Raw genomic sequence first — 22,788 nt, 5'->3', positions numbered from 1 at the left:
GAGGGAGGCGCGGATGTTCGGACAGAGCACCACAACCACACCACCTCCGACCGATCGGGGCCTGGAGGACCTGGACGCGGCCGCGCTGGCGTACGCGGCCCGGATCGAGGGTCTTCCGCCCGAACGGCGCCAGGAGGCGCGTGACGACCTGGTCCGGTTCGCCCTGCCGTTCGCCGGCCGACTCGCCCGCCGGTACCGGGGGCGGGGGGAGCCGCTGGAGGACCTGGAGCAGGTCGCCCGCCTCGGCCTGGTCAACGCCGTCGACCGGTACGACCCCGAGCGGGGCTCGTTCACCGCGTACGCCGCGATCACCATCGTCGGCGAGATCAAGCGCCACTTCCGCGACCGCACCTGGGGCGTGCACGTGCCCCGCCGGCTGCGCGACCTGATCCTGGAGGTGGGGCAGGCGACCGCCGCGCTGACCAGCGAGCTGTCCCGGGCCCCGTCGGTCGCCGAGCTGGCGGCGCGGCTGGAGACGCCGGAGGAGGAGATCCTGGCCGCGCTGGAGTCGGCGGCCGGCTACAGCCCGGCCTCGCTCAACGCCCCCGTCGGCGGGGAGAGTTCGGCCGAGTTCGGCGACCTGGTCGGCGAGTCCGACAACGCGCTGGAGTCCGTCGACGACCGGGTGACCGTCAGCGGGCTGCTGCACCGGCTGCCCTGGCGGGAGCGGCGCATCCTGGCCATGCGCTTCTACGGCAACCAGACCCAGGCGGAGATCGCCGCCCGGTTCGGCATCTCCCAGATGCACGTCTCGCGGCTGCTGTCGCGGGCGCTGACCTGGCTGCGCCAGGCGATGCTCGCCGACGCCCCGCCGCCGTGGCAGAACGGCGCGGCCGAGTCGGACAGCACGAAGACCCGCATCTCCGTGAAGCAGAACGGCGACCGGGTGGTCGTGGAGGTCGGTGGGGAGGTCGACCGGGACGGCGCGGACCAGCTCCGCAGGGCCATGCTGGAGGCGGTGACCGGCCAGCCCGCCGAGGTGGTGGTGGACCTGGTCGGCGCGGGCGGCTTCGACGCCGGCGGCATCGCCGCGCTGATGGCCGGCCGCGAGGCCGCCGCCCGCACCGGCGTGCCGCTGCGGCTGACCCGGGTCCAGCCGGCCGTGCGCCGCTCGCTCACCGCCGCGGGCCTCGCGCCGGCCCGCGACAACTGACGCGCGCCGGGCACCTGCCGGCGAGACGACGGAAAGGGGCCGGCGCCCGGGCGCCGGCCCCTTTCGCGTACGCCCGCTCAGCGCTCCGGGGTGTCGTCGGGCTCGCGCGGGTGCCGCCAGCGGTCTTTCTCCGGCGGCTCCGGCCGGGCGCCGGGCCGGGGCTCCTCCTCCGGCTCGGTGTACTCGAAGCTGGGCCGGCGCACCTCCTCGGGCTCCGGCACGTCCACCGGCCGGGCCCCGGACTGCGGCGCGGGGTGGTAGCCGGCCGCTTCCCGTGCGCCGTGCGCCCCCTCGGCGGCCGGCGCCTCGGGCAGATGCCTCTCGCGGTGCAGCTCCTCGCGGAACTGCTGCGGCGGCTTCGTGGTGCGCTGGGGCAGGTCCCGGCCGAGGTCGGCGACCAGCGGGCCGTACTTGGCGTCGAACGCGGGACGCTCGGAGCGGATCCGGGGCATCCGGTCGAAGTTGCGCAGCGGCGGCGGGCAGGTGGTGGCCCACTCCAGGGAGTTGCCGTAGCCCCAGGGGTCGTCGACCGTCACCATGGCGCCGTAGCGCCAGGTCTTCCAGGCGTTCCAGATGAAGAAGAGCGTGGACGCGCCGAGCACGAACGCGGAGACGGTGGAGATGGTGTTCAGCACGGTGAACCCGTCGGACGGCAGGTAGTCGACGTACCGGCGGGGGAAGCCCTCGTTGCCCAGCCAGTGCTGCACGAGGAAGGTGCCGTGGAAGCCGAGGAACATGGTCCAGAAGTGGGCCTTGCCGAGCCGCTCGTCGAGCAGCCGTCCGGTCATCTTCGGCCACCAGAAGTAGAAGCCGCCGAAGAGGGCGAAGACCACCGTGCCGAAGAGCACGTAGTGGAAGTGCCCGACGGCGAAGTACGTGTCGTGGGTGTGCCAGTCGGCCGGCGGGCTGGCCAGCAGCACCCCGGTGAGGCCGCCGAAGAGGAAGGTGACCAGGAAGCCGATCGCGAACAGCATCGGCGTCTCGAAGGTGAGCTGTCCCTTCCACATCGTGCCGATCCAGTTGAAGAACTTCACCCCGGTGGGCACCGCGATCAGGTAGCTCAGGATGCTGAAGAACGGCAGCAGCACCTGGCCCGTGGCGAACATGTGGTGCGCCCACACGGTCATCGACAGCACGGTGATCGCCATGGTGGCCAGCACCAGACCGGTGTAGCCGAAGATCGGCTTGCGGGCGAAGACCGGGATGATCTCGGTGATGATGCCGAAGAACGGTATCGCGATGATGTAGACCTCGGGGTGGCCGAAGAACCAGAACAGGTGCTGGAAGAGCATCGAGCCGTTGTTCTCCGGGGTGAAGACCTGCGCGTTGAGCAGCCGGTCCGCCGCCAGCGCCAGCAGCGCCGCGGCGAGCAGCGGGAAGACCAGGAGCACCAGCACGCTGGTGAACAGCATGTTCCACGTGAAGATCGGCATCCGGAACATGGTCATGCCGGGCGCGCGCAGGGTCAGGATCGTGGTGACCAGGTTGACCGCGCCGAGGATGGTGCCCAGCCCGGAGATGACCAGGCCGACCACCCACATGTTCGCGCCGACGCCTGGGGAGTGTTCCGCGCTGCTCAGGGGCGTGTACGCGGTCCAGCCGAAGTCGGCGGAGCCGCCCGGGGTGGCGAAGCCGCCGATCACCATCAGGCCGCCGAACAGGTAGAGCCAGTACGCGAGGGCGTTGAGCCGGGGGAACGACACGTCGGGCGCGCCGATCTGGATGGGCACGATGTAGTTGGCGAACCCGAACGCCGCCGGGGTGGCGAACAGCAGCAGCATCACCGCGCCGTGCGAGGTGAACAGCTGGTTGTACTGCTCGGGGGCGAGGAACTGCAGGCCCGGTCGGGCCAGCTCGGCCCGCATCAGCATCGCCTCGATCCCGGCGACCAGGAAGAAGCCGAACGAGGTGAGCAGGTAGAGCAGGCCGATCTGCTTGTGGTCGGTGGTGGCCAGGAACCGGATCAGGGTTCCGCCGGGGAGCGGCTTGCGCAGCGGCCCGGGAAAGCCACCGAAGCGTGCCGGTGCCAGGATCGCCGGGCCCCGGTCGCGTGGAGGTTCCGTGGTTACCCGCTTGGGCATGTGACTCTCACCCCGCCATGACGACAGAAAAGGACGGCGTGCCTACCCGCCCCTCTGCCCATGTAACCAGGCGACAGCGGTTATTCAGGCTAGAGCGGTAATTTCGGTCAATTGGCGGGCAGTACGGCCCAGACGACCTTCCCGTCGCCGGCCGGCACGCTGCCCCAGCGCTGGGCCAGCTCGCGGACCAGCATCAGGCCACGGCCGCCCTCCGCCAGCAGCTCGGGAGAGCCGGCCCGAGCCGAGGCCCGGCAGCCGTCCACCACCGCGAGGTGCAGGTACGGCTGGCGCAGGGTGAGCGTCACCTGCATCGGGGTCCCGGCGTGCCGGACCACGTTGCCGACCAGCTCGCTGAGCACCAGCGAGGCCGGGCCGGCCGCCTGCGGCACGTTCCACCGGGCACACGCGTCGGCGACCAGCTCGCGGGCCCGCCGACAAGCCTCCGCCACCGGTTCGAGCCGGGCCCGCAGCCGCGGCACCACCGCCGCGTTCGCCACCCGCGTGGCCTCCTCGCAGTCGCGGCGCACCGGCACCACCCGGCAGGCCGTCGACTCCGCCAGCCAGTCCGCCGCCTCCGGCGGCGGGGCGCAGAGCACGACCGGCACCGCCGGCCAGTCGGCGGCGCGCCGGGCGGCGGCCGCGAAGACCGAGAGCGCGAGCCGGTCACGGACGGTGACGTCGGTCAGGTCGACCACGAGGGCGTCGGGCTGGGCGGCCAGGCAGTCCGCCAGCACGGCGTGCACCGCGCGCATGGTGCCGACATCGAGGCCGCCGCGGAGCCGTACGACGGTCACGGGCGACGCGTCGCGCACCTCGCAGGTGATCCGGCTCGACATCTGCGCCCTCGCTTCGCGTGGTCGGTGACCTGCGAACTACCCGGGCGCCGGGGGAGTCAAACCGGAACGCGGGCGACCCCGACGACGGTCACGTCGCCCGCCGCTCGCGGTGCGTCACCGGCGGGGCTGCCCCCGCGTGGTCAGCACGCCGAGCGCGATCATGCCCACGCCGAGGAACAGGTGCAGCCAGTTGTCGGCGTTGTTGACCGGGACGAAGTTGGCCCCACTGTTGTGGTCGACCACCAGGCCGTAGAGCCAGAGCACCAGATAGATCGCTCCGCCGCCGACCAGGAACGTGCGGGCGCCGGAGACCGTCCGGGCCAGCACCAGCCCCACCACCCCGAAGAGCAGGTGGACGATGTTGTGCAGCACCGAGACCTGGAACACGCCGAGCAGCTTGGCGTCGGACTCGTGACCGGCGAACCGCAGGTCCCCGAAATCGCTGGTGACCCCCGGCACGAAGCCGAGCACGCCGACCAGGAGGAAGACCACCGCCACGACGGCGGCGGCCCGCCGGACCGGCGCCTTGCCGTCGGCCGGGTTGTGCCGGGCGCGGGAGTGCGCCATGGGACCGGTCACCGCCTTCTCCTCACTGTGCGGGAACGCTGGGCCGTCCGCGCCTTCCCGCTCCTCATCCCGCCAAACCCGCGGCCGGCGGATCTCCTCGTGCCGGGCACGAGACGACCGGAGCCGCCCCGGCGAACCTCCCCGTGCCCTCCGGCGGCCCGGGCACGCGACGCCGGGGCCGGCCCGCCTGCCAGGCGGCCCGGCCCCGGGCACGGAGCGTGGGATCAGACCGGTTGCAGCCGTGGTGCGGCGGCGAGCTGGCGGACCCGTTCGTAGAGGCCCACGTACTGCTCCGCCATCACGGCGGGGGTGAAGCGCGCCGCGGCCTCGCGCCGGCACTCGTCGGGGTCGAGGAGGCTGGCGGCCAGCAGCAGGTCGGCCAACTCGTCCTCGTCGGTGGTGAGCAGGCCGGTGCGGCCGTGCTCGATCAGCTCGGGCAGGCAGCCCCGCGCCGTCGCCACCACCGGCGTGCCCAGGGCCAGCGACTCGACCACCGCCGTGCCGCCCGGCTCCTCCCAGCGCAGCGGGAACAGCGAGGCGCGGGCGCCCGCCAGCAGGTCGTCGCGCTCCTGCCCGGCCACGGTGCCCACCCAGCGGACCAGGTCGCCGTCGACGTGCGGCGCCACCTCGTCGTAGAAGAACCGGACGTCCGGGTTCTGTCGTGCCTCGTCCCCGGCGGCAGCCAGGTCCTCCGGCCGGTGGTACGGCCCGACGGGCCCGGCGAGCACCAGCGGTACCCCCACCCGGTGCGCGAGGCGGGCCCCCAGGTCCTGGCCCTTGCCGGGGTTGATCCGGCCCAGGACGACCAGGTAGTCGCCCTTGTCCGCGGCCGGCCGCCGGTCGGCGTCGACGGCGAGGGGGGTCGACAGGTGCACGTGCCCCACGGAGTGCTCCCGCAGCGCCCGGGGCGCGCGGGCCAGTTGCGAGGCGGACACCCCGTTGACCCGCACCCGGTCGCCGCCGTCCAGGTTGCCGTAGAGCGCCGGGTGCTTGGCCAGGTCCCAGTGCAGCGTGTGCAGCGCCGGCGGGGCGTCCGGGCCCATCGCGGCGAGGGTGGCCAGGCCCACCGCCTCCACGTGGTCGTGCACCAGGTCGATGTCGTCGCGGGAGTGCAGCGCGCGCACCACCCCGTTCAGGTGCGCCTGGGAGATGCCGCAGACCTGGTTGTACGGCCGTTGCAGCGAGTGGAACTGCCCGTCGGGAAAGACGGACAGCTTCTCGTCGACCGGCAGGGTGCTGCTGTCGACCGACGCGAGCACCACCCGTACGCCGAGGCGGCGCAGCTCCGGCACCAGCGTCGCGATCACGTTCTCGATGCCGCCGTAGCCGGGCGGCGGCACGGACAGCCACGGACCGGCGTTCATCAGGACGGTGAGGCTCATCGTGCGGGGTTCCTTCCCTCGGCGGGGCCCTGGGCCGTCCGCGACCGGTCACCTGCGTTCTGCGGCCGGGCGGTCACGCCGCGGCCACCCGTCGGCGGGGGATCCGGTGCCGCAGCTCCGCCAGGGGCGGTCGCTCCTCGATGGAGACGTCGCTGACGACGATCTCCCGGTCCAGGTTGGGCAGCGCGTCGGAGCCGCCGCGCCGGAACTGGGTCAGCAGGGCGGCGGGCATCGCGCCCGGGGCCGCCCAGCCGCGTCGCTGCAACCGCGACCAGGCGGTGAGCATGATCTGGGCCGACATCCGGCCCAGCGCGGCGGTGTCCTGGTGGCGGTGCTTGCGCTCGCCCAGGTCCACCTGGGCCAGCGCGTCCAGCCCGACGAGGTCGAGCAGGTCGATCAGCATCGCCGTCTCCACCCCGTAGCCGGAGACGAACGGCACCCGCTCCAGCACCTCCCGGCGGCCGGCGTACTCACCGGCGAGCGGCTGGACGAAGCCCGCCAGCTCCGGCCAGAACAGGTTGAGCATCGGCCGGGCCACCAGTTCCGTCACCCGGCCCCCGCCGTCGGCCTCCACACCGGTCGTCCCGACCAGCGGGCGGTGGTAGAAGCCCTTGACGAAGTCGACCGACGGGTCGGTCAGTAGCGGGCCGATCAGCCCCGTCACGAAGTGGGGGCGGAACTCCCGCAGGTCGGCGTCGACGAACGCGACGACGTCCCCCTCGGCCGCGGCCAGTCCGGCCCAGAGCGCGTCGCCCTTGCCGGTGAGCCGGGGCAGCCCCCGGGTCATCGCGTCCTGACCGACCACCTCCGCGCCGGCGGCGCGGGCCACCTGCGCCGTGCGGTCGGTGGAGCGCGAGTCCACCACGATCAGTTCGTCGACCAGGGCCACCCGGTCCATCAGGTGCTCCCGGATCGTCGACACGATCGCGCCGACCGTCGCCTCCTCGTTGCGGGCCGGCAGGACCACGCTGACCCTGCTGTCGCCCTTCGCGCGCAGCAGCCGCCGCGCCGGCCAGTCGGCCGCGGACGTGGTGCGGTAGGTGGCCCAGGCCTCCACCACCGGTGAAACCATCGTCTCCGTATTCCGCACAGGCACCCCCTGATCGTGGCGGAAAAACCCGTTCTGTTTTTCCCACTACTGCGCTCGCGCTAACCGCAGCATGCCTAACAGCTTGATCACGGAGGTCACGCGGTCGGGTTCCCCCCTGGTGAACGTTTGATTGCGCCCACGCGGGGGGAGTGCACTCGACGGAACGCGAAACCGTGGCGGAAGGGCTTTCACATGCGCACGTGCCGGGTGGGACTGGTAGGGGCCGGCGGGGTGGCGCAGCGCCACGCCCGGGTGCTCGGCGGCTTCGCGGACGTGGAACTGCTCGGGGTGACCGACGTGGTGCAGGAGGCGGCGGCGGAGTTGGCCGGCGCGCACGGGGCCCGGACGTTCGACGACGTGGAGGAACTGCTGGCCGCCGGGCCGGACGCGGTGTACGTCTGCGTGCCGCCGTTCGCGCACGGGCCGGCGGAGGAACTGGTGATCGCGGCCGGGGTGCCGATGTTCGTGGAGAAGCCCGTCGCGGTCGACCTGGCGACGGCCGAGCGGATCGCCGACCTGGTGGCCCGCCGGGGGCTGCTCACCGGCGTCGGGCACCACTGGCGGTACCTGCCGGTGGTGCGGCAGGCACGGGAGCTGCTCGCCGGTCGTCCGGTGCGGATGGTCAGCGGGGCGTGGTGGGACAAGGTGCCCCCGGTCGCCTGGTGGTGCAGCCGGGACCGCTCCGGCGGCCCGGTGGTGGAGCAGGCCGCCCACGTGCTGGACCTGGTCCGGACGCTGGTCGGGGAGGCGACCGAGGTCACCGCGTACGGCAACGGCACGCCGCCGCCGGTCGACGGCGCCGACATCGATTCGGTGACCACGGCGGCGCTGCGCTTCGCCAACGGGGCGGTGGGCACGCTGACCGCCGCCTGCGTGCTCGGCTGGAAGCACCGCGCCGGGCTGGAGATCCTCGCCGACGGGATGGCCCTGTCGCTCACCGAGGACAGCCTGGTGGTCTGCGACGCCGACGCCGACGGCGAACGTCGCTTCGACGCCGACCCCGACGCCGCCCGGGTGGCCGTCGACCGGGCCTTCGTCGACGCGGTCCGCGGGGTCGGCGACGACGTCCGCGTCCCGTACGCCGAGGCGCTCGGCACCCAGCGGCTCGCCCTCGCGGTGGCCGACTCCGCCCGCACCGGCCGGACCGTACGCCTGGACCGCCCGGCCGCCGCGCCGCTCGCCACGGGGGTGACCGTCGATGCGTGACAAGGTGGTGGTGGTCAGCGGCCCGGGCCGGGTGGAACTGGTCGAGCAGGACGCCGCCGAGCTGACCGACGGCACGTTCCGGGTCGAGACGCTGTTCAGCGGTGTCTCCGCCGGCACCGAGCTGAGCTACGTCAAGGGCACCAACCCCTACCTGCACGTCACCTGGAACGCCGACCTCGGCCTGTTCCAGGCGGGCGGGGCGAGCACGCCCTACCCGGTGACCCGGCTGGGCTACATGCAGGTCGGTCGGGTCGTGGAGAGCCGCACCCCGGCAGTCGCCGTGGGCACCGTCGGCGCGATGACGTACGGCCACCGCACCGGCTGGGTCGCCGACCCGGTCGCCGAGCGGTTCGTGCCGCTGCCCGACGACCTCGACCCGCTGCTCGGGGTCTACGTGGCGCACATGGGGCCGATCTGCGCCAACGGGGTGCTGCACGCCGCCGCCGACCTGCACGGCGCCGACGTGCGGTCGCTGGGCGACGGCGTCCGGGGCCGCCGCGTGGCTGTCGTCGGCAGCGGGGTGGTGGCCCTGCTCACCGCCCTGTTCGCCAGGCGGCACGGCGCCGCCTCGGTGGTGGTGCTCGACCCGACCCCGCAGCGGCGGGCCGTCGCCGAGGCGCTCGGCCTGGAGAGCCTCGACCCGGAGGCCGACGACCCGGCCGTGGTCCTCAAGACCCGCTGGGCGCACGGCCCCGGCGACCGGGGCGCCGACGTGGTGTTCCAGTGCCGGGGGCAGGCGTGGGCGTTGCAGCTCGCGCTGCGCCTGCTGCGCCCCCAGGGCACCGTCGTCGACCTGGCCTTCTACCAGGCCGGCGCGGACGCGGTGCGGCTCGGCGAGGAGTTCCACCACAACGGACTGTCGCTGCGCTGCGCGCAGATCGGCCGGGTGCCGCGCGGGCTCGCCCCCACCTGGGACCGCGAGCGCCTCTCCGCCGAGACGATCGACCTGTTGCGGGCGTACGGGGACGTGGTCCGCAAGCACCTGGTGTCGGCGGTGGTGCCGTTCGAGGAGGCGCCGACGCTGCTGACCGACCTGGCCGAGCGGCGCCGGCAGGAGCTCCAGGTGGTGCTGACCGTCTGACATCCGCGTCCGGCCGGGGCGGATGCCGGGGCCGGTTACCGTTGGCGGGCATGACCGCCAGGACCGCGTCGTGACCGCCGACGCCCCCGCCGCCGACGCCCCCGCCGCCGCTGCTCCCGCCGCCGAGGCTCCCGCCGGCGACCCCGCCACCGCCCCCGGGGAGCGTCGGGTCGGCCTCGCCGCCCTGCTGCCGTACCTGCGCGCCCACCGCGGCACCCTCGCCGTGGTGGCCGCGCTGTCGCTGGCCGGGGCGGCGGCGTCGCTGGCGCAGCCGCTGCTCACCCGCGCGGTGCTCGACGGCGTGTCCGCGGCCCGGCCGGTGGCCGGCCTGGTGGTGGTGCTGGTCGCCCTGGTGCTGGGGGCCGCGGCGCTCGGCGGGCTGCGGGACTACCTGCTGCAACGCACCGCCGAGGGCGTCGTGCTGGGCACCCGGCGGCGGCTGGCCGGGCACCTGCTGCGGCTGCCGATCGCCGAGTACGACCGCCGCCGCACCGGCGACCTGTTGTCCCGGGTCGGCTCGGACACCACGCTGCTGCGGGCGGTGGTCACCTCCGGGCTGTTCGAGGTGGTCACCGGCGCGGTGATGGTGCTGGGCGCGGCCGGCGCGATGGTGCTGCTCGACCCGGTGCTGTTCGGGGTGACCCTGCTCGGGGTGGCCGCCGGGGTCGGCTTCGCGGTCGCCTTCGCGCACCGGATGCGCGACCTGGCCCGGACCGCCCAGGAGCGCATCGGGGAGATGACCTCGGCGGTGGAGCGGGCGATCTCCGCCGTCCGGACGATCCGCGCGGCCCGGGCGGAGCGGCGCGAGGCCGACACGGTCGGCGCCAGCGCGGCGCAGGCGTACGCGGCGGGGCTGCGGGTGGCCCGGGTGCAGGCGTTCGTCGGCCCGGTGAGCACGGTCACGATCCAGGGCGCGTTCCTGCTGGTGCTGGGCGTGGGCGGGGCGCGGGTGGCAGCCGGTGTGATCACCGTGGGTGACCTGGTCGCGTTCGTGATGCTGCTGTTCTTCCTGGTGCTGCCGCTCGGCCAGGCGGTGCACGCCTACGCCCAGTTGCAGACCGGGCTGGGCGCGTTGCAGCGGATCGAGGAGGTGCTCGCGGTGCCGGTGGAGGGCGCGGCCGACCGCCCCGCGCCCGTGCGTCACGCCGCCGCCCCGACCTGGCCGAGCACCGCCGACGGGGCACCGGCGGCGGTCGAGTTCGACCGGGTCGACTTCCACTACCCGGGCGGCCCGCCGGTGCTGCGCGGGGTCAGCTTCACCGTGCCGGCCGGCACCCGCACGGCACTCGTCGGCCCCTCCGGCGCCGGCAAGTCGACGCTGCTGGCCCTGGTCGAGCGCTTCTACGACGTGACCGGGGGCACCCTGCGGCTGGACGGGGTGGACGTGCGCGACCTGCCCCGCGACGCGCTGCGCGCCCGCCTCGGCTATGTCGAGCAGTCCGCGCCGGTGCTCGCCGGCACGCTCCGGGAGAACCTGCTGATCAGTGCGCCGGACGCCACCGACGACCGGCTGCGCGCGGTGCTCGACGAGGTCAACCTCGGTCATCTCGCCGAGCGGGCCCCGGAGGGGCTGGCCGTGCAGGTGGGCGAGGGCGGGGTGCTGCTCTCCGGCGGCGAGCGGCAGCGGCTGGCGATCGCCCGGGCCCTGCTGGCCGGGCCGCCGGTGCTGCTGCTCGACGAGCCGACCAGCAACCTCGACGCCCGCAACGAGGCCGCGCTGCGCCGGGCCATCGACGCGGTGGCCGTCCGGCGGACCTTGTTGATCGTGGCGCACCGGCTCTCCACGGTCGTCGACGCCGACCAGATCGTGGTGCTCGACGGCGGGCGGGTGGCCGCCACCGGCACCCACGACGAGCTGACCGTGACCAGCCCGCTCTACCGCGAGCTGGCCGCCCACCAGCTCCTGGTGACCTGAGCGGCCGGCGGTCCGACCCGCCCGGCGGCGACACCCACGCGGCGCCGCGCCGGGCGGGCCGCCGCTACCCGGTCCGGTCGCGTACCGTTGCCGCTCATGGGTGTGTCGCAACGCTTGAAGAGCAGGTTCCGGCGGTTCCTCCAGCGCCCGGGGACGACGGTCGACCTGGGGCCGCTGGAGAAGCTGCTGCCGGCCATCGAGGCGCGCGAGGAGAAGCTGTCGGCCCTCGACGACGCCGAGCTGACCGAGGCCGCCGGCACGGCCACGGGCTACGAGGAGATCTGCGCGATCGGCCGGGAGGCCGCCCGCCGCGGCATCGACCAGCGGCCGTACGACGTGCAGCTGCTCGGCGCCATGGCGCTGCTCTCGGGCAAGGTCGCCGAGATGGCCACCGGTGAGGGCAAGACGCTCACCGCTACCGTCGCCGCGTACGGGCACGTGCGGCTCGGCAACGGCCCGGTGCACGTGCTCACCGTCAACGACTACCTGGCCCGCCGCGACGCCCAGTGGATGGAGCCCGTCTACACCCTGCTCGGCCTGACCGTCGGCTGGGTCAACGAGGCATCCACCCCCCAGGAGCGGCGCGACGCGTACGCCTGCGACGTCACCTACGTCTCCGTCAGCGAGGCCGGCTTCGACTACCTGCGCGACCAGCTCGTGACCGACATCGACGACCGGGTGCAGCCGCCGCTGCGCACGGCGATCGTCGACGAGGCCGACTCGATCCTCATCGACGAGGCCCGGGTGCCGATGGTCCTCGCCGGCGCGGTCGCCGGCGAGCAGGACCCGGTGCACGCGGCCGCCGCCCTGATGCGCGGCCTGCGCAAGGGCAAGCACTACACGGTCGCCGAGGACGGCCGCAGCGTGGCCTTCACCGCTGCCGGCCTGGCCGCCGTGGAGGCCAAGCTCGGCATCGACCTGTACGACGAGGAGCACGTCGCGCAGCTCTCCGCGGTGAACGTGGCGCTGCACGCGCACGCCCTGCTGCACCGCGACGTCGACTACATCGTCCGCGACGGCACCGTCGAGCTGATCGACGAGATGCGCGGCCGGGTGGCCCAGCGCCGCCGCTGGCCGGACGGGCTCCAGGCGGCGGTGGAGGCCAAGGAGGGCCTGGACGCCACCGCCGAGGGCGAGGTGCTCGGCACCATCGCCGTGCAGGCGTACATCGCGCTCTACCCGACGGTGTGCGGCATGACGGCGACCGCGGTGCTGGTGGGCGACCAGCTCCGGGAGTTCTTCGGCCTCGAGGTGGCGGTGATCCCGCCGAACACCCCGTGCGTCCGCGAGGACGAGCCGGACCGGATCTACGCCACCCGCGCCGAGAAGGAGGAGGCGCTGATCGACGAGATCACGCGCTGCCACTCGGCGGGGCGGCCGGTGCTGGTCGGCACGTTGGACGTGAAGGAGTCCGAGGGGCTGGCGGCCGGCCTGAACGCCGCCGGGGTGCCCTGTGTGGTGCTCAACGCCAAGAACGACGACGAGGAGGCGGCGATCATCGCCGAGGCCGGCGCGTACGGCGCGGTGACCGTCTCCACCCAGATGGCCGGCCGGGGCGTGGACATCCGGCTCGGCGGTAGCGACCAGGCCGACCGGGAGCGGGTCGCCGAGCTGGGCGGCCTCTACGTGATCGGCAGCGGCCGGCACGACAGCCGGCGGGTCGACGACCAGCTGCGCGGCCGGGCCGGCCGCCAGGGCGACCCGGGTGGCTCGGTCTTCTTCGTCAGCCTCGAGGACGACCTGGTCGTCCGGCACGCCGGCGACGCCGTCCCGGCGTCGCCCCGGATGAACGCCGACGGCCTGGTAACCGACGAGCAGGTCGACTACGCCGTCGAGCACGCCCAGCGGGTCGCCGAGGGCGTCAACCACGAGATCCACCGCAACACCTGGCGCTACAGCGTGGTCATCGAGCAGCAGCGCAAGGCCCTCGCCGAGCGGCGGGAGCGGCTGCTGACCAGCGACGTGGCGGCGCTGATGCTGCTGGACCGGGTGCCGGAGAAGGCCGAGGAGATGGACGAGGACCTGCTCGCCCGGGTCGCCCGGTCGATCGCCCTCTACCACCTCGACCGGCTCTGGGCGGAGCACCTCGCCGAGCTGTCCGAGGTGCGCGAGGGCGTGCACCTGCGGGCGCTCGGCCGGCTCGACCCGCTGGACGAGTTCCACCGGGCGGCGGTGCCGGCGTTCAACAACCTGATCCCGGAGATCGAGAAGCGGACCATCGCGACCTTCGAGGAGACGGAGTTCGGCGAGGACTGGGAGCCGGACGAGGCGAAGCTCGTGCGGCCGAGCGCCACCTGGACGTACCTGGTCCACGACAACCCGTTCGGCTCCGAGCTGGACCGGTTGATCGCTTCCGTGGGTCGACGGCTCAGCGCCGGCTCCCGCTGACGCGTCGGGGCCCCTTCCGCGCCACGCGGCGCCGGAAGGGGCCCCCTTTTGCGCCGTTTCGACCCCGGTTTGCGAGGGTAGTAGGGCGGGTCCGAAGAGTCGGGAGAGATCAGAAGATGGAACGGGTGACGGCGCCGGTCGGGCGCGCGGGGGCAGGCGCGGGGTCGGTGGAGGCTGTGCCGCGGTGAACCTGGAGATGCGGGACCCGGCGGTGGAGCGGCTCGGCGTCCTGGAGACGGCCGCCCTGCTGCGGGAGCTGACGGCCGGGCTGATCGCCGTCGACGACTTCGACGAGGCGCTGGCGGCGCTGGTGCGCATCGGCCGGGACGCGGTGGACGGCGTGAGCTGGTGCGGCTTCACCGCGCTGCGGGCCGGGGAGCCGGCCGGCGTGGCCGCCTCCGACGAGCGGCTGGCAGGGCTGGACGACCTGCGGCACGGCCCGGACTCGCCGGCCATGGACGCGATCCGGCGGCGGGAGATGATCCTCTCCGAGCACCTGGGCCGCGAGCCGCGCTGGCCGGCCTGGACGCCCCGCGCGCGGGAGCTGGGCGTGCACGGGGTGATCTCCGCCCCCGTGGACGTCGACGAGCAGGTGATCGGGGCGATCAACCTCTACGCCGGCGCGGCCGACCTGCTCACCCCCGGGCACCAGCTCACCGCGATGCTGCTCGCCGAGCACGCCGGGCTGCTCCTCGCGGCGGTCCGCGACCGGGCGCGCCGGGCGGCCCGGGCCGGGGAGCTGGACTCGTCGCTGCTCGGCGACGGCGTGGTGGGGCAGGCGATCGGGGTCATCATGACCCAGCGCGGCTGCCCGGCCGAGGAGGCTCTCGACGTGCTGCGCAGCGCCGCGTCGTCGCTGGACATCCCGCTGCGCGAGGTGGCCGACCGGCTGGTCAGCACCGTGTCGCGTCCCCGGGGCACCTGAGCCCCGTCGCCGCCCCGTCCGCCGGCCCTCCCAGCCGTGACATCCGGGGCCGATGGGGCGCGTGTCGTTTCGCCCTGGGAGCGCCCGGGTAGCACTCTGGATTCGTGGGGTGAGCCGACCTGGGGGAGGAACGATGCAGAGCCGGCTTCGGGTGCAGGGGCACCCGATCCAACCGATGCTGGTGACGTTCCCGTTCGGGCTCTTCGTGAGCGCGGCCGTGTTCGACCTGACCGACGTGCTCGGGGGACCGGCCTTCCTCGGCGAGGTGGGCTACTGGAGCTCGGTGGCGGCCCTGGTCGCCGCCGCGCTGGCCGCCGTGGCCGGCATGATCGACCTGTGGGACGTGCCGGGCGGCCGGACCCGGCGCACGGCGGTGACCTTCAACCTGGTGAACGTGGCGATGGCCGCGCTGTTCCTGGTGTCCTGCCTCGTCCGCGCGGACGCGCCGCAGCGCGGCGCCAGCGTCGTGCTGCTGCTCACCGAGGTCGTGGCCCTGGCCGTCGGTGCGGTCGGCGTCCGGCTGGGCGCCCGGCTGGTGCGGCTGTTCGACGCGGGCCGCCGGGCCGAGGCGACCACCTTCGACGCGCTGGGTGGCGTCTCCGGCTCCACCGTCGACCTGGCCCGCTCCCGTCCCTGACCGATCCCACCCCCGCCGCCCCTGCCTGCCGCCCCCGCGATCTTGCACTTGGCGCCCCCGACGAAGGTGGCAACTCCGCCCGATCCGAGGGCTGGAAGTGCGAGATCGCGAGGCGGGGAGGGTCAGCGGGTCGGGTGGGATTCGGCGTGGTGGGCGGCCAGGACGTCCGCGCCGAAGTCGCTGGCCGGGCGGCGCAGCACGGTGTGCGCGTGGTTGCCGTCGTCGGTGGTGTTGTCGTACTCGATCAGCAGGTCGTCGCCCTGCACCCGGTAGTAGTGGCGCTGGCCGGGGCGGGTCGGGCCGGCCCAGGCGAAGTGCAGCTGCCCCGAGGCCAGCCGGCGGGCCTCCCGGATCGCCAGCTCGGGCGGGAGCCGGTCCAGGTAGAGCGCGACGAGCTGGTCCAGCAGCGCCCGCCCGGTGGGACCGAGCCGGTCCGCGGGCACCCCGAGCGGCTCCAGCGGCGCGTCGACGCGGGCGCGGGTGGCGCTGATGATGTCGCCGGGCGCCTCGTCGGCGACGATCGCGGCGGCCCGGCCGGCCGGACCGATGGCGTCCAGCAGGGCGCGGCCCAGGTCCTCCTCGACGCCCAGGGGCCGGGAGACGGGGCGGCCGGCGTACCGGACGGTGGCCGGGTTGGCGCCGAGGAAGATCGGCGCGGGGGAGACCTGGTCGGCCACCACGGTCATGCTCACCGAGAGGTGGTGCCCCTCCAGCCGCCACGCCCACGCGTCGTCCCGGGCCGGGTCGCCGAAGACGGCCACCCAGTAGTCGCCGCTGTGTCGGCCCCGGCGCCATCCCTCCGCCCGGTCCAGCACCTCCTCCAGCGCGACGATCGCCATCGCCTGGGCGTACGCCGGTGGGCTCAGCGCGGTGGCCAGCAGCCGGTGCGCGGCCTTGCGCCCGGCGCGGTCCAGGTCGGCCAGGCACACCCCGGGCCGGGGTCGCGGCCGGTACTCCAGCCAGCGCCGGGCCTGCTCGTCGTCGAACCGGAGGGCGGCGCGGGCGCGGGCGGGCTCGTCCAGCGCGGCCAGCAGCGCCGTGCCGGCGGTGCGCATCTGCTCGGGCAGCGGATCTTCCACCGCCTCTGTATACCGGCCCCGACCCGGGCGCGGGGGCCGTCGCCGTCAGCCGGCCGGCGTCGTCAGCAGCGCGAGCATCTCGGGCAGGTCGAAGAAGCGGGCCGTCTCCACCGCCGACGGGTTGCCGTGGTGCGGGTCCGCCCCGGCGGCGAGCAGCGCCCGGACCGCCTCGGCGCTGCTGCGGAACGTCGCGGCGGCCAGCGCCGTCTGTCCCCGGTCGTTGGTGCCGGCATGGTCGGCACCCCGGGCGAGCAGCGCGGCGACCGTCTCCGGGTGGGCGTGGTACGCCGCCAGGATCAGCAGGGTGTCGCCCTTGTCGTTGGTCAGGTCGACCGGCAGCCCCGCGTCGACGTAGTCGGCCAGTTCGTCGGTGCCGCCGTCGCGCGCCAGGTCGAACATCCGGTGTGCGAACGCCAGCGTCTCGGCGTCGAGTTCCTCACTCACCGGTCCAGGTTAGTCGCGCGGCAGCCTGGTAGGTTGCTCGGCCGGCGCGTTGGGGAGGGTCGATGGACGGCACGGTGTACGTGGGCAACGCGGGCGTCGACGGTGCGGCGAACGCCGGCTGGCTGCTCGGCCACTTCATGCCGCCCGGCGACGTCCGGCACAGCACCGACGTCGAGGTCAAGTGGGGCGTGCACCCGGCCGGTGAGGCGCGCTCCCGATGGGCGACCGGCGAGCGGCGGACCGCCCTGCTGGTGCTGGTCAGCGGGCGTTTCCGGGTCGAGTTGCCGGACCGGACGGTGGTGCTGCGCGAGCCCGGCGACTTCGTGGTGTGGGGCCGCGGGGTGGACCACTCCTGGTACGCCGAGTGCGAGGCGGTCGTGCTGACCGTCCGCTGGCCGTCGGTCCCCGGCTACCGGGTGGAGCCGCCGGTCCGGCGCTGAACGTGCCGACGCGTGGACGCTCGTGTCCCGGCATACGGAATTACCTACTAAACCCATAGGGTTTGCAGGCTAAGCTGAGGCTCCGCACGTCGCCGTACCCCGAAGGACCGCCATGACCGACCGTCGCCAGCCCGACCTGCTCGCCATCGCCGGAGCGTGGGCCGCCGACCCGGCCGGATGGCCGGTGCCGCTGCGCTTCGACCCGGCCTCCCGGTGGTACGCCCGGCTCGCCCGGACCGCCGACCACGAGGTCTGGGCGCTGAGCTGGCTGCCCGGGCAGGGTACCGACCTGCACGACCACGGCGGCTCGGGCGGCGCGTTCCTCGTCGTGGCCGGCGCCCTCACCGAGGAGACCGTCAGCGGGGGCCGGCTGCGCCCGCACCACCTGGCCGCCGGCTCCGGCCGCCGCTTCGGGCCCCGACACGTGCACCAGGTGACCAACCGGGGCGACGAGCCGGCCGTGAGCGTCCACGTCTACCGCCCCGCCCTGCGCCGGATGACCCGCTACCTGCTCGCCGACGGCCGGCTCCGCAGCGCCGACGTGGCCGAGGCCGGGATCGCCTGGTGAACGCCCCACCGTCCCGCGCCACCGACCGCCAGCACCCACCGGAGGAAACGACCATGCCGCAGACCGACCCGCACGCCTGTCCGGCCCCGGCGCCGCCGGGCTCCCGGGGCATCGACGAGATCCTGGCCGCCGCCCGCGCGCGGCTCGACCGGCTGGATCCCGAGCGGGCGCACCTGGCCTGTCGTGGCGGGGCGCTGCTGGTCGACATCCGCCCGGCCGCCCAGCGGGCCGCGCACGGCACCGTCCCCGGCTCGCTGGTGGTCGAACGCAACGTGCTGGAGTGGCGCTTCGACCCGCGCTGTCCGGCGCGGCTGCCGCAGGCGGTCGGCTACGACCTGCCGGTGGTGGTCATCTGCCAGGAGGGCTACACCTCCTCGCTGGCCGCCGCCGCCCTGCAGGACCTCGGGCTGCACCGCGCCACCGACGTGGTCGGCGGCTTCGTCGCCTGGCGGCTCGCCGGCCTGCCCGTCCTCGGCCCCACCCCGCCACCCCGTCCGTCCACTACCGCGCCCCCGGTGACCGCCGGCCGGGCGCCGTCCTGACCGCCCCGCCCCACCGGGTGTGGCGGCACCGCCGTCCCCAGGAGGCTCCATGTCCGTCGTCGCCCTCACCCCCCGGCCCCAGCCGGCCGGCCGCCCCGGGCCGGTCCGCCCGCGCTCCGCACCGACCCTCACCATCACCCTCGACGTCGCTCCCGGGCCGCTGAGCCCCCGCCTGGCCCGGCTGCTGGAGCTGATCGGCGAACTCGCCGAGTCGGGGGAGGGGCGCGTGCGCCCCGCCGCCGATGGCCCGCCGGCGGCGCCCCGCCCGGTCCCAGCCGTCGCGGGCGGAGCCGCGGCCGTCGCGGACCCCGGCCCGGCCTCGGACGCCCGGCGCCCCGACGGGGTCCGGATCCTCGCCGGGCCCCGGGTCGTCCACCACGGCTCCCGGGCGGTGGCGCTGACCCGCATCGAGTACGACCTGCTGCTGTTCCTGGCCGAGCGACCCCGCCAGGTATTCACCCGCCTCCAACTGCTCGCCAACGTCTGGGGCTACGAACACGCGGTGGCCCGCACCGTCGACGTGCACGTCCGCCGGCTGCGCGCCAAGTTCGGCGCCGACACGCCGCTGGTGACCACCGTCCACGGTGTCGGCTACCGCCTGGCCGACGAGGCCCGGATCGAGGTCGACCGGAGCCGCTGACGGGCACCGGAAACCGGGTTCGGCACTCCTGGCGAGCCCGGCCGTTCGGTGCCCCCGCGCGGCGCACCCGAGTCTCCGGGTGCGCCGCCGCAGGTTGAAGATCAAGTTAGTCCCACTGGTCCTGGTTGAGGAAGCGGGCGAAGCCCCGCCACGAGTTCGGTCCCATCACCCCGTCGATCGGGCCGGTGTAGCCCCAGCCGGAGGCGAGTCGCTGCACCGCTTTCCAGGTGTTCGGTCCCGGTATGCCGTCGATGGGGCCGGTGTAGCCGTAGTTGCGCATGGCTCGTTGCAGCGCGGCGTACGTGTTCACGCCGGGCACGCCGTCGATCGGGCCGGTGTAGCCGGAGGTGATCCGTAGCCAGTTCTGCATCCGCTGGTAGAAGATCGGGCCGGGGATGCCGTCCTGCTCGGTGGTCGTCTTGGGCAGCGGGTCGTCCGGCGGCGGGTCGACCGGTGCGCCGTCAACGATTTCGAACGCGCTCGGCTTGGCCACGTTCAGATCGACGGATGCGATACCGCCGGTCGATCCGGACGAACTGTACTGGTGCGCACTCCATGTCGGGTAGGCGCCGCCCAGGTTCGGCTCTCCGGGGTAGCTGCCGTTGTTGGCGCCCCACGACGCCACCCAGAGCTTCACGCCGGCCGCGATCGTTCGGGGCCACGTCCCGGAGCGCAGGTCTGCCGCACCCATGTACAGCCAGGGCACGTGGTTGCCGATCCGGTCGCGCATGCGCTGGAAGAAGGTCGCGACCTCGGTGTCGTTCCACAGCCTCGTCGAGTCGTCGAGCACCTCGTTGTCCAGCGCGATCACGTCACCAGGCCGATAGTCGTGCAGGTGGTCGGCAAAGTAGTCAGCAGCCTGAACGGGGGCTTGGAAGTCTCCAGCGAGCCAGTAGTGGCCGATCCTGAGCCCCGCTGCCCGCGCGCCATCCACCTGGATCGCATACTGCGAGCCGGTGTAGGGGCCCTCCGACAGTTGGGAGCCGCCAGCCTTCACGATCACGAACTGGTAGCCGTCGGCCCGGACATCGGCGAAGTCGATACCGGCTTGCCAGGTGGAAACGTCAATGCCGGACACCGTGCCGGCCGGCACCGCCGCGGCGGTCACCGGCAACACGAAGGCAACTGCGGCCGCCACCGCAAGCCGCCCCAGGAAAGCGGTCATGTCAAGTCTCCCTTGAGAAAGGTCCCTGCCAACTCAGGCCCAACGTGCATCCGGCTGCGATTCGCCGCTCACCCGCACCGTGGTCCGCCTGACTGAACTCATGCGGCGGCAGCGCCACCGACGCCGACCCCGGGTGGCTACTCCCTGCCCGGACGCCGAACCCCCGCCCGAACCTAGACAGGGCGCGAACGGCAGGCATCGTGCGTTCGACCGACGGCCACTCAGGGCGGGGAGCCATTCACCAGACACACCGTCACAGATCGTCGAGCTGCATCACGCCGACGGCGCCGGTCGATGTGAAACAGGGGGCCCCGTTGTTAGGGTCTTCGCGTGGTTATCGAAGCCGATCGCAGTCTTGTGACGCGGCCGCAGGCGTCCTGCTCCTGCCGCAGGACATGACAGATCGCCATGCCGTCGAGTTCAGGGCCGGGCAGCGTAGAGGCGGAGTTCCTGGCCTTAGCACGCCGGTACGCGGCGCCCATGCGTGGATTCGTGCTGTTGCTCATCAGCGCTTTCGGGCTGCTGACGGTTCCCGGCGATGCCCTGCCGCTAGGGTTCGCACTGTTCGGGCTGATGGTGGTCGGTGCCGTGGTGGACTGCCAGGCCGGGTGCTCCGAGCGTGCGGCGCTACTGGCGCTTGCGTTCGCGGTGGCGCGTGTTGCGGCGATCTGCGTGACGCAGGAGTGGACAGATGGAAAGCCCGGTCAGTGGGCACTCAACGCGCTGACCACGACGTCGATCACTCTCCAGTGGGACTGGCCACCGAGGGTGTCGCTGCCCGTCACGGCCGGGCTGCTCGTGGTCGGCTTCGCCATGGTGGGCGTCGACGAGGGGAGCGCGGTCGGCCTGCGGCTGCTGGTCGAGTGCGTCATGGCGCGTCTGGCGTTCGTGTTGTTGCAGCGGTCCAGCAGGCGCGTGGACGTGTTGCGGGCACGCCGGGCAGCGCTGGCGCGGGCCGAGGCGGTGGCGGTGGCACGGCACTCGCAGGAACGGGAGTTCCTCGCGTTGCTGCACGACACGGCCTCGGCGACGTTTCTCCTGGTGACGACGCACGGCCGGGACACCGACCCCAGGCAGGTGGCCGAGTACGCACGGCACGACCTGACCGTGCTCACCGGCGCTACGGGTGGACCGGCCTCGCAGGACAGCCCGGTGGACCTGAATGCCGCGCTGCGCTCCGTCGTGGATCGAACTCCACTGACCGTCGACGTCCGCTGGCGGGAAGGGACGGTGGTGCCCGCGTCGGCGGCACTCGCGATGGTGCGTGCAGTACGCGAAGCGCTGGCCAACGTCGAGCGGCACGCCGCAGTACACGACGCCACGCTGAGCATCCACGTCGAGGAGGACCGCGTCGTCGTTGCGGTCGACGACGCGGGCGTGGGGTTCTGCCCTGGCGAGGTGCCACACTCCCGCCGCGGCATTCGCGGCTCGATCGTCGAACGCATGACCGCGGTCGGCGGCAGCGCCCTTGTCACCTCGCGCCCCGGTACGGGGACCTCGGTGCGGCTGGTGTGGCCCGGTGCCTGAGAGCCGAGCCGCGCGCGACCACGTGCACCCCACGATGCGGATCGCGCTGCTGTGCGTCACCGGCGTCGTGCAATTCGGGCTGTGCGTGCGGCCGCTGGTCGAATATGAGTACCAGCCGAGGTGGGTCGCCGTGGCCGCGTTCACGGCACTGGCGCTCGTCACCGCGGCCTGTGGTGTGTGGGTGGTGCGCCGAAAGCCCATACCGGCCGTCGTTGTGGTGGTCGGCACGGCGGTCACGCTGGCAGCCTCGGCCGGTGCCGCCCGAGTCCTGCCACCGGGCCAGCACTTCGGCACACCGGACTGGTCGTTCGGCCTGGTGGGGTGGCATCTGTTGCTGCTGCTCCTGGACCGCGTGCCCGTGCTGCTCACCGCCATGGCGGTGCATCTGACGGCGAGCGTCGGCCAATTCCTGTTGGCGGTCATGCCGGACCGCGCCGGGATCGGTGCCGCGGGCATCGTCGCGTTCGGCACGGCCAGCATCCAACTGGCGGTCGTGCCGATCTCGCGGATGCTGCACGACAGCACCCGTCAGGCGATGTCGGTGGCCGCCGAGCAGGAGCAACTGATCACCAGGGTGATGGCGGTCGAGCAGTGGGAACGGGAACAGCGCACCGTCTTCGCCGGGCAGTTGGGTGTGACACTGCCGCTACTGGCGGACCTGGCCGATGGCGTGCTGGACCCCCGCGACGACGACACCCGACGACGGTGCTCCCTCGCGGCGACCCAGCTCCGCAGGTTGTTCGCCGAGAACGACGAGGTCCCTGATCCGCTGGTGCACGAGGTCACCGCCTGTGTCGATGAGGCCGAACGACGCGGCATCGAGGTGTCGCTGGCGGTCAGCGGCGCGGCCGTGGCGGTGCCCCCCGACGTGCGTCGGGAACTCACCAGCCCGGTCGTGGCGACGTTGGCGGCGGCGCGGTCCCACGCGCGGGTGAGTGTGCTGCGCACCCACGAGGACGTGCGGGTTGCCGTGATGGCGGATGCCGGCACCGACACCGACATGGTCACCGCGGCCTCCGCACAGGTCGCAGTCGACTATGACACCTATGGCGAGTACGTGCGAATGGAGTCCAGATGGCAGACGAGGAGCAGCTGAGCGCCGTAATCGTCGATGACCACCCA

At 73.8% G+C, this 22,788-nt stretch carries 21 protein-coding genes; 13 read left to right on the top strand and 8 right to left on the bottom strand.

Annotated elements, in window-relative coordinates:
• Positions 1-13 precede the first annotated feature (13 nt).
• A complete protein-coding gene (locus ACZ6O2_RS22760) occupies positions 14-1,153 on the top strand; it encodes a SigB/SigF/SigG family RNA polymerase sigma factor (RefSeq protein ID WP_350705717.1) in 1,140 nt (379 codons plus the stop codon).
• A gap of 77 nt (positions 1,154-1,230) precedes the next feature.
• Here the strand turns inward: ACZ6O2_RS22760 and ctaD are convergent, their stop codons facing one another.
• From ctaD to ACZ6O2_RS22735, 5 genes are all read right to left on the bottom strand, one after another.
• Positions 1,231-3,234: an aa3-type cytochrome oxidase subunit I gene (ctaD, locus tag ACZ6O2_RS22755; RefSeq protein ID WP_466024178.1), complete on the bottom strand. Its 2,004-nt coding sequence runs from the start codon at positions 3,232-3,234 to the stop codon at positions 1,231-1,233.
• A gap of 107 nt (positions 3,235-3,341) precedes the next feature.
• Positions 3,342-4,070 (bottom strand): ATP-binding protein, encoded by a 729-nt coding sequence (locus ACZ6O2_RS22750; protein WP_466024177.1) that lies wholly within the window; start codon positions 4,068-4,070, stop codon positions 3,342-3,344.
• Between the two features lie 114 nt (positions 4,071-4,184).
• A complete protein-coding gene (locus ACZ6O2_RS22745) occupies positions 4,185-4,649 on the bottom strand; it encodes a DUF4383 domain-containing protein (RefSeq protein WP_466024176.1) in 465 nt (154 codons plus the stop codon).
• Positions 4,650-4,861: 212 nt separating this feature from the next.
• Positions 4,862-6,019, bottom strand: coding sequence for a glycosyltransferase (locus ACZ6O2_RS22740; RefSeq protein WP_466024175.1), 1,158 nt, complete (start codon positions 6,017-6,019; stop codon positions 4,862-4,864).
• 73 nt (positions 6,020-6,092) lie between these two features.
• Positions 6,093-7,091 (bottom strand): glucosyl-3-phosphoglycerate synthase, encoded by a 999-nt coding sequence (locus ACZ6O2_RS22735; RefSeq protein ID WP_466024174.1) that lies wholly within the window; start codon positions 7,089-7,091, stop codon positions 6,093-6,095.
• 210 nt (positions 7,092-7,301) lie between these two features.
• Here ACZ6O2_RS22735 and ACZ6O2_RS22730 point away from each other — a divergent pair, with 210 nt between their 5' ends.
• The 6 genes from ACZ6O2_RS22730 (at position 7,302) to ACZ6O2_RS22705 (ending at position 15,261) form a co-directional block, all read left to right on the top strand.
• Positions 7,302-8,315 carry a Gfo/Idh/MocA family protein gene (locus tag ACZ6O2_RS22730; RefSeq protein ID WP_466024173.1) on the top strand — a complete coding sequence of 338 codons (1,014 nt, stop codon included), beginning with the start codon at positions 7,302-7,304 and terminating at the stop codon, positions 8,313-8,315.
• Positions 8,308-9,396: a zinc-dependent alcohol dehydrogenase gene (locus tag ACZ6O2_RS22725; protein ID WP_466024172.1), complete on the top strand. Its 1,089-nt coding sequence runs from the start codon at positions 8,308-8,310 to the stop codon at positions 9,394-9,396. The genes ACZ6O2_RS22730 and ACZ6O2_RS22725 overlap by 8 nt, the downstream gene beginning before the upstream one ends.
• Positions 9,397-9,466: 70 nt before the next feature.
• Positions 9,467-11,311 carry an ABC transporter ATP-binding protein gene (locus ACZ6O2_RS22720; protein ID WP_466024171.1) on the top strand — a complete coding sequence of 615 codons (1,845 nt, stop codon included), beginning with the start codon at positions 9,467-9,469 and terminating at the stop codon, positions 11,309-11,311.
• A gap of 96 nt (positions 11,312-11,407) precedes the next feature.
• Positions 11,408-13,699 (top strand): accessory Sec system translocase SecA2, encoded by a 2,292-nt coding sequence (secA2, locus tag ACZ6O2_RS22715; RefSeq protein WP_350705732.1) that lies wholly within the window; start codon positions 11,408-11,410, stop codon positions 13,697-13,699.
• 184 nt (positions 13,700-13,883) lie between these two features.
• Entirely contained in the window at positions 13,884-14,624 is a 741-nt protein-coding gene (locus ACZ6O2_RS22710) for a GAF and ANTAR domain-containing protein (protein ID WP_466024170.1), read from the top strand.
• 133 nt (positions 14,625-14,757) lie between these two features.
• A complete protein-coding gene (locus ACZ6O2_RS22705; protein WP_466024169.1) occupies positions 14,758-15,261 on the top strand; it encodes a DUF2231 domain-containing protein in 504 nt (167 codons plus the stop codon).
• A gap of 122 nt (positions 15,262-15,383) precedes the next feature.
• Here ACZ6O2_RS22705 and ACZ6O2_RS22700 read toward each other — a convergent pair whose 3' ends face one another.
• Entirely contained in the window at positions 15,384-16,340 is a 957-nt protein-coding gene (locus ACZ6O2_RS22700; RefSeq protein ID WP_350705737.1) for a DUF3500 domain-containing protein, read from the bottom strand.
• A 45-nt stretch (positions 16,341-16,385) separates the two neighbouring features.
• Complete coding sequence (locus ACZ6O2_RS22695) at positions 16,386-16,739, bottom strand: ankyrin repeat domain-containing protein (RefSeq protein ID WP_466024218.1); 354 nt, start codon at positions 16,737-16,739, stop codon at positions 16,386-16,388.
• Positions 16,740-16,846: 107 nt separating this feature from the next.
• Here ACZ6O2_RS22695 and ACZ6O2_RS22690 point away from each other — a divergent pair, with 107 nt between their 5' ends.
• From ACZ6O2_RS22690 to ACZ6O2_RS22675, 4 genes are all read left to right on the top strand, one after another.
• On the top strand, positions 16,847-17,224 hold the full coding sequence (locus tag ACZ6O2_RS22690; RefSeq protein WP_466024168.1) for a cupin domain-containing protein: 378 nt from the start codon (positions 16,847-16,849) through the stop codon (positions 17,222-17,224).
• Between the two features lie 112 nt (positions 17,225-17,336).
• Positions 17,337-17,792: a cysteine dioxygenase gene (locus tag ACZ6O2_RS22685; protein ID WP_466024167.1), complete on the top strand. Its 456-nt coding sequence runs from the start codon at positions 17,337-17,339 to the stop codon at positions 17,790-17,792.
• 53 nt (positions 17,793-17,845) lie between these two features.
• The gene (locus ACZ6O2_RS22680; RefSeq protein WP_350705745.1) at positions 17,846-18,334 is read left to right on the top strand and encodes a rhodanese-like domain-containing protein; all 489 of its coding nucleotides are present in this window, start codon (positions 17,846-17,848) and stop codon (positions 18,332-18,334) included.
• Positions 18,335-18,383: 49 nt separating this feature from the next.
• Complete coding sequence (locus tag ACZ6O2_RS22675; protein ID WP_466024166.1) at positions 18,384-18,974, top strand: winged helix-turn-helix domain-containing protein; 591 nt, start codon at positions 18,384-18,386, stop codon at positions 18,972-18,974.
• Between the two features lie 106 nt (positions 18,975-19,080).
• Here the strand turns inward: ACZ6O2_RS22675 and ACZ6O2_RS22670 are convergent, their stop codons facing one another.
• Entirely contained in the window at positions 19,081-20,139 is a 1,059-nt protein-coding gene (locus tag ACZ6O2_RS22670; protein ID WP_466024165.1) for a GH25 family lysozyme, read from the bottom strand.
• Between the two features lie 480 nt (positions 20,140-20,619).
• On the opposite strand from ACZ6O2_RS22670, the gene ACZ6O2_RS22665 reads away from it, so the two are divergent.
• Together ACZ6O2_RS22665 and ACZ6O2_RS22660 are read left to right on the top strand one after the other, a co-directional pair.
• A complete protein-coding gene (locus ACZ6O2_RS22665; protein ID WP_350705751.1) occupies positions 20,620-21,666 on the top strand; it encodes a sensor histidine kinase in 1,047 nt (348 codons plus the stop codon).
• Between the two features lie 34 nt (positions 21,667-21,700).
• On the top strand, positions 21,701-22,762 hold the full coding sequence (locus ACZ6O2_RS22660) for a hypothetical protein (RefSeq protein WP_466024164.1): 1,062 nt from the start codon (positions 21,701-21,703) through the stop codon (positions 22,760-22,762).
• Positions 22,763-22,788 lie beyond the last annotated feature (26 nt).

It is taken from the genome of Micromonospora sp. NPDC048040 (assembly GCF_055587185.1).
Note: the sequence above shows the minus strand (reverse complement) of the source record. Positions and strands in the feature narration are given on the sequence as shown.

Coding starts and splice junctions, on each gene's coding strand:
- ACZ6O2_RS22685 (WP_466024167.1), top strand. CDS start 17,337: ATGACCGACCGTCGCCAGCCCGACCTGCTCGCCATCGCCGGAGCGTGG.
- ACZ6O2_RS22750 (WP_466024177.1), bottom strand. CDS start 4,070: ATGTCGAGCCGGATCACCTGCGAGGTGCGCGACGCGTCGCCCGTGACC.
- ACZ6O2_RS22705 (WP_466024169.1), top strand. CDS start 14,758: ATGCAGAGCCGGCTTCGGGTGCAGGGGCACCCGATCCAACCGATGCTG.
- ctaD (WP_466024178.1), bottom strand. CDS start 3,234: ATGCCCAAGCGGGTAACCACGGAACCTCCACGCGACCGGGGCCCGGCG.
- ACZ6O2_RS22665 (WP_350705751.1), top strand. CDS start 20,620: ATGCGTGGATTCGTGCTGTTGCTCATCAGCGCTTTCGGGCTGCTGACG.
- ACZ6O2_RS22725 (WP_466024172.1), top strand. CDS start 8,308: ATGCGTGACAAGGTGGTGGTGGTCAGCGGCCCGGGCCGGGTGGAACTG.
- ACZ6O2_RS22660 (WP_466024164.1), top strand. CDS start 21,701: ATGCGGATCGCGCTGCTGTGCGTCACCGGCGTCGTGCAATTCGGGCTG.
- ACZ6O2_RS22670 (WP_466024165.1), bottom strand. CDS start 20,139: ATGACCGCTTTCCTGGGGCGGCTTGCGGTGGCGGCCGCAGTTGCCTTC.
- ACZ6O2_RS22675 (WP_466024166.1), top strand. CDS start 18,384: ATGTCCGTCGTCGCCCTCACCCCCCGGCCCCAGCCGGCCGGCCGCCCC.
- ACZ6O2_RS22735 (WP_466024174.1), bottom strand. CDS start 7,091: ATGGTTTCACCGGTGGTGGAGGCCTGGGCCACCTACCGCACCACGTCC.
- secA2 (WP_350705732.1), top strand. CDS start 11,408: ATGGGTGTGTCGCAACGCTTGAAGAGCAGGTTCCGGCGGTTCCTCCAG.
- ACZ6O2_RS22690 (WP_466024168.1), top strand. CDS start 16,847: ATGGACGGCACGGTGTACGTGGGCAACGCGGGCGTCGACGGTGCGGCG.
- ACZ6O2_RS22680 (WP_350705745.1), top strand. CDS start 17,846: ATGCCGCAGACCGACCCGCACGCCTGTCCGGCCCCGGCGCCGCCGGGC.
- ACZ6O2_RS22695 (WP_466024218.1), bottom strand. CDS start 16,739: ATGTTCGACCTGGCGCGCGACGGCGGCACCGACGAACTGGCCGACTAC.
- ACZ6O2_RS22730 (WP_466024173.1), top strand. CDS start 7,302: ATGCGCACGTGCCGGGTGGGACTGGTAGGGGCCGGCGGGGTGGCGCAG.
- ACZ6O2_RS22760 (WP_350705717.1), top strand. CDS start 14: ATGTTCGGACAGAGCACCACAACCACACCACCTCCGACCGATCGGGGC.
- ACZ6O2_RS22740 (WP_466024175.1), bottom strand. CDS start 6,019: ATGAGCCTCACCGTCCTGATGAACGCCGGTCCGTGGCTGTCCGTGCCG.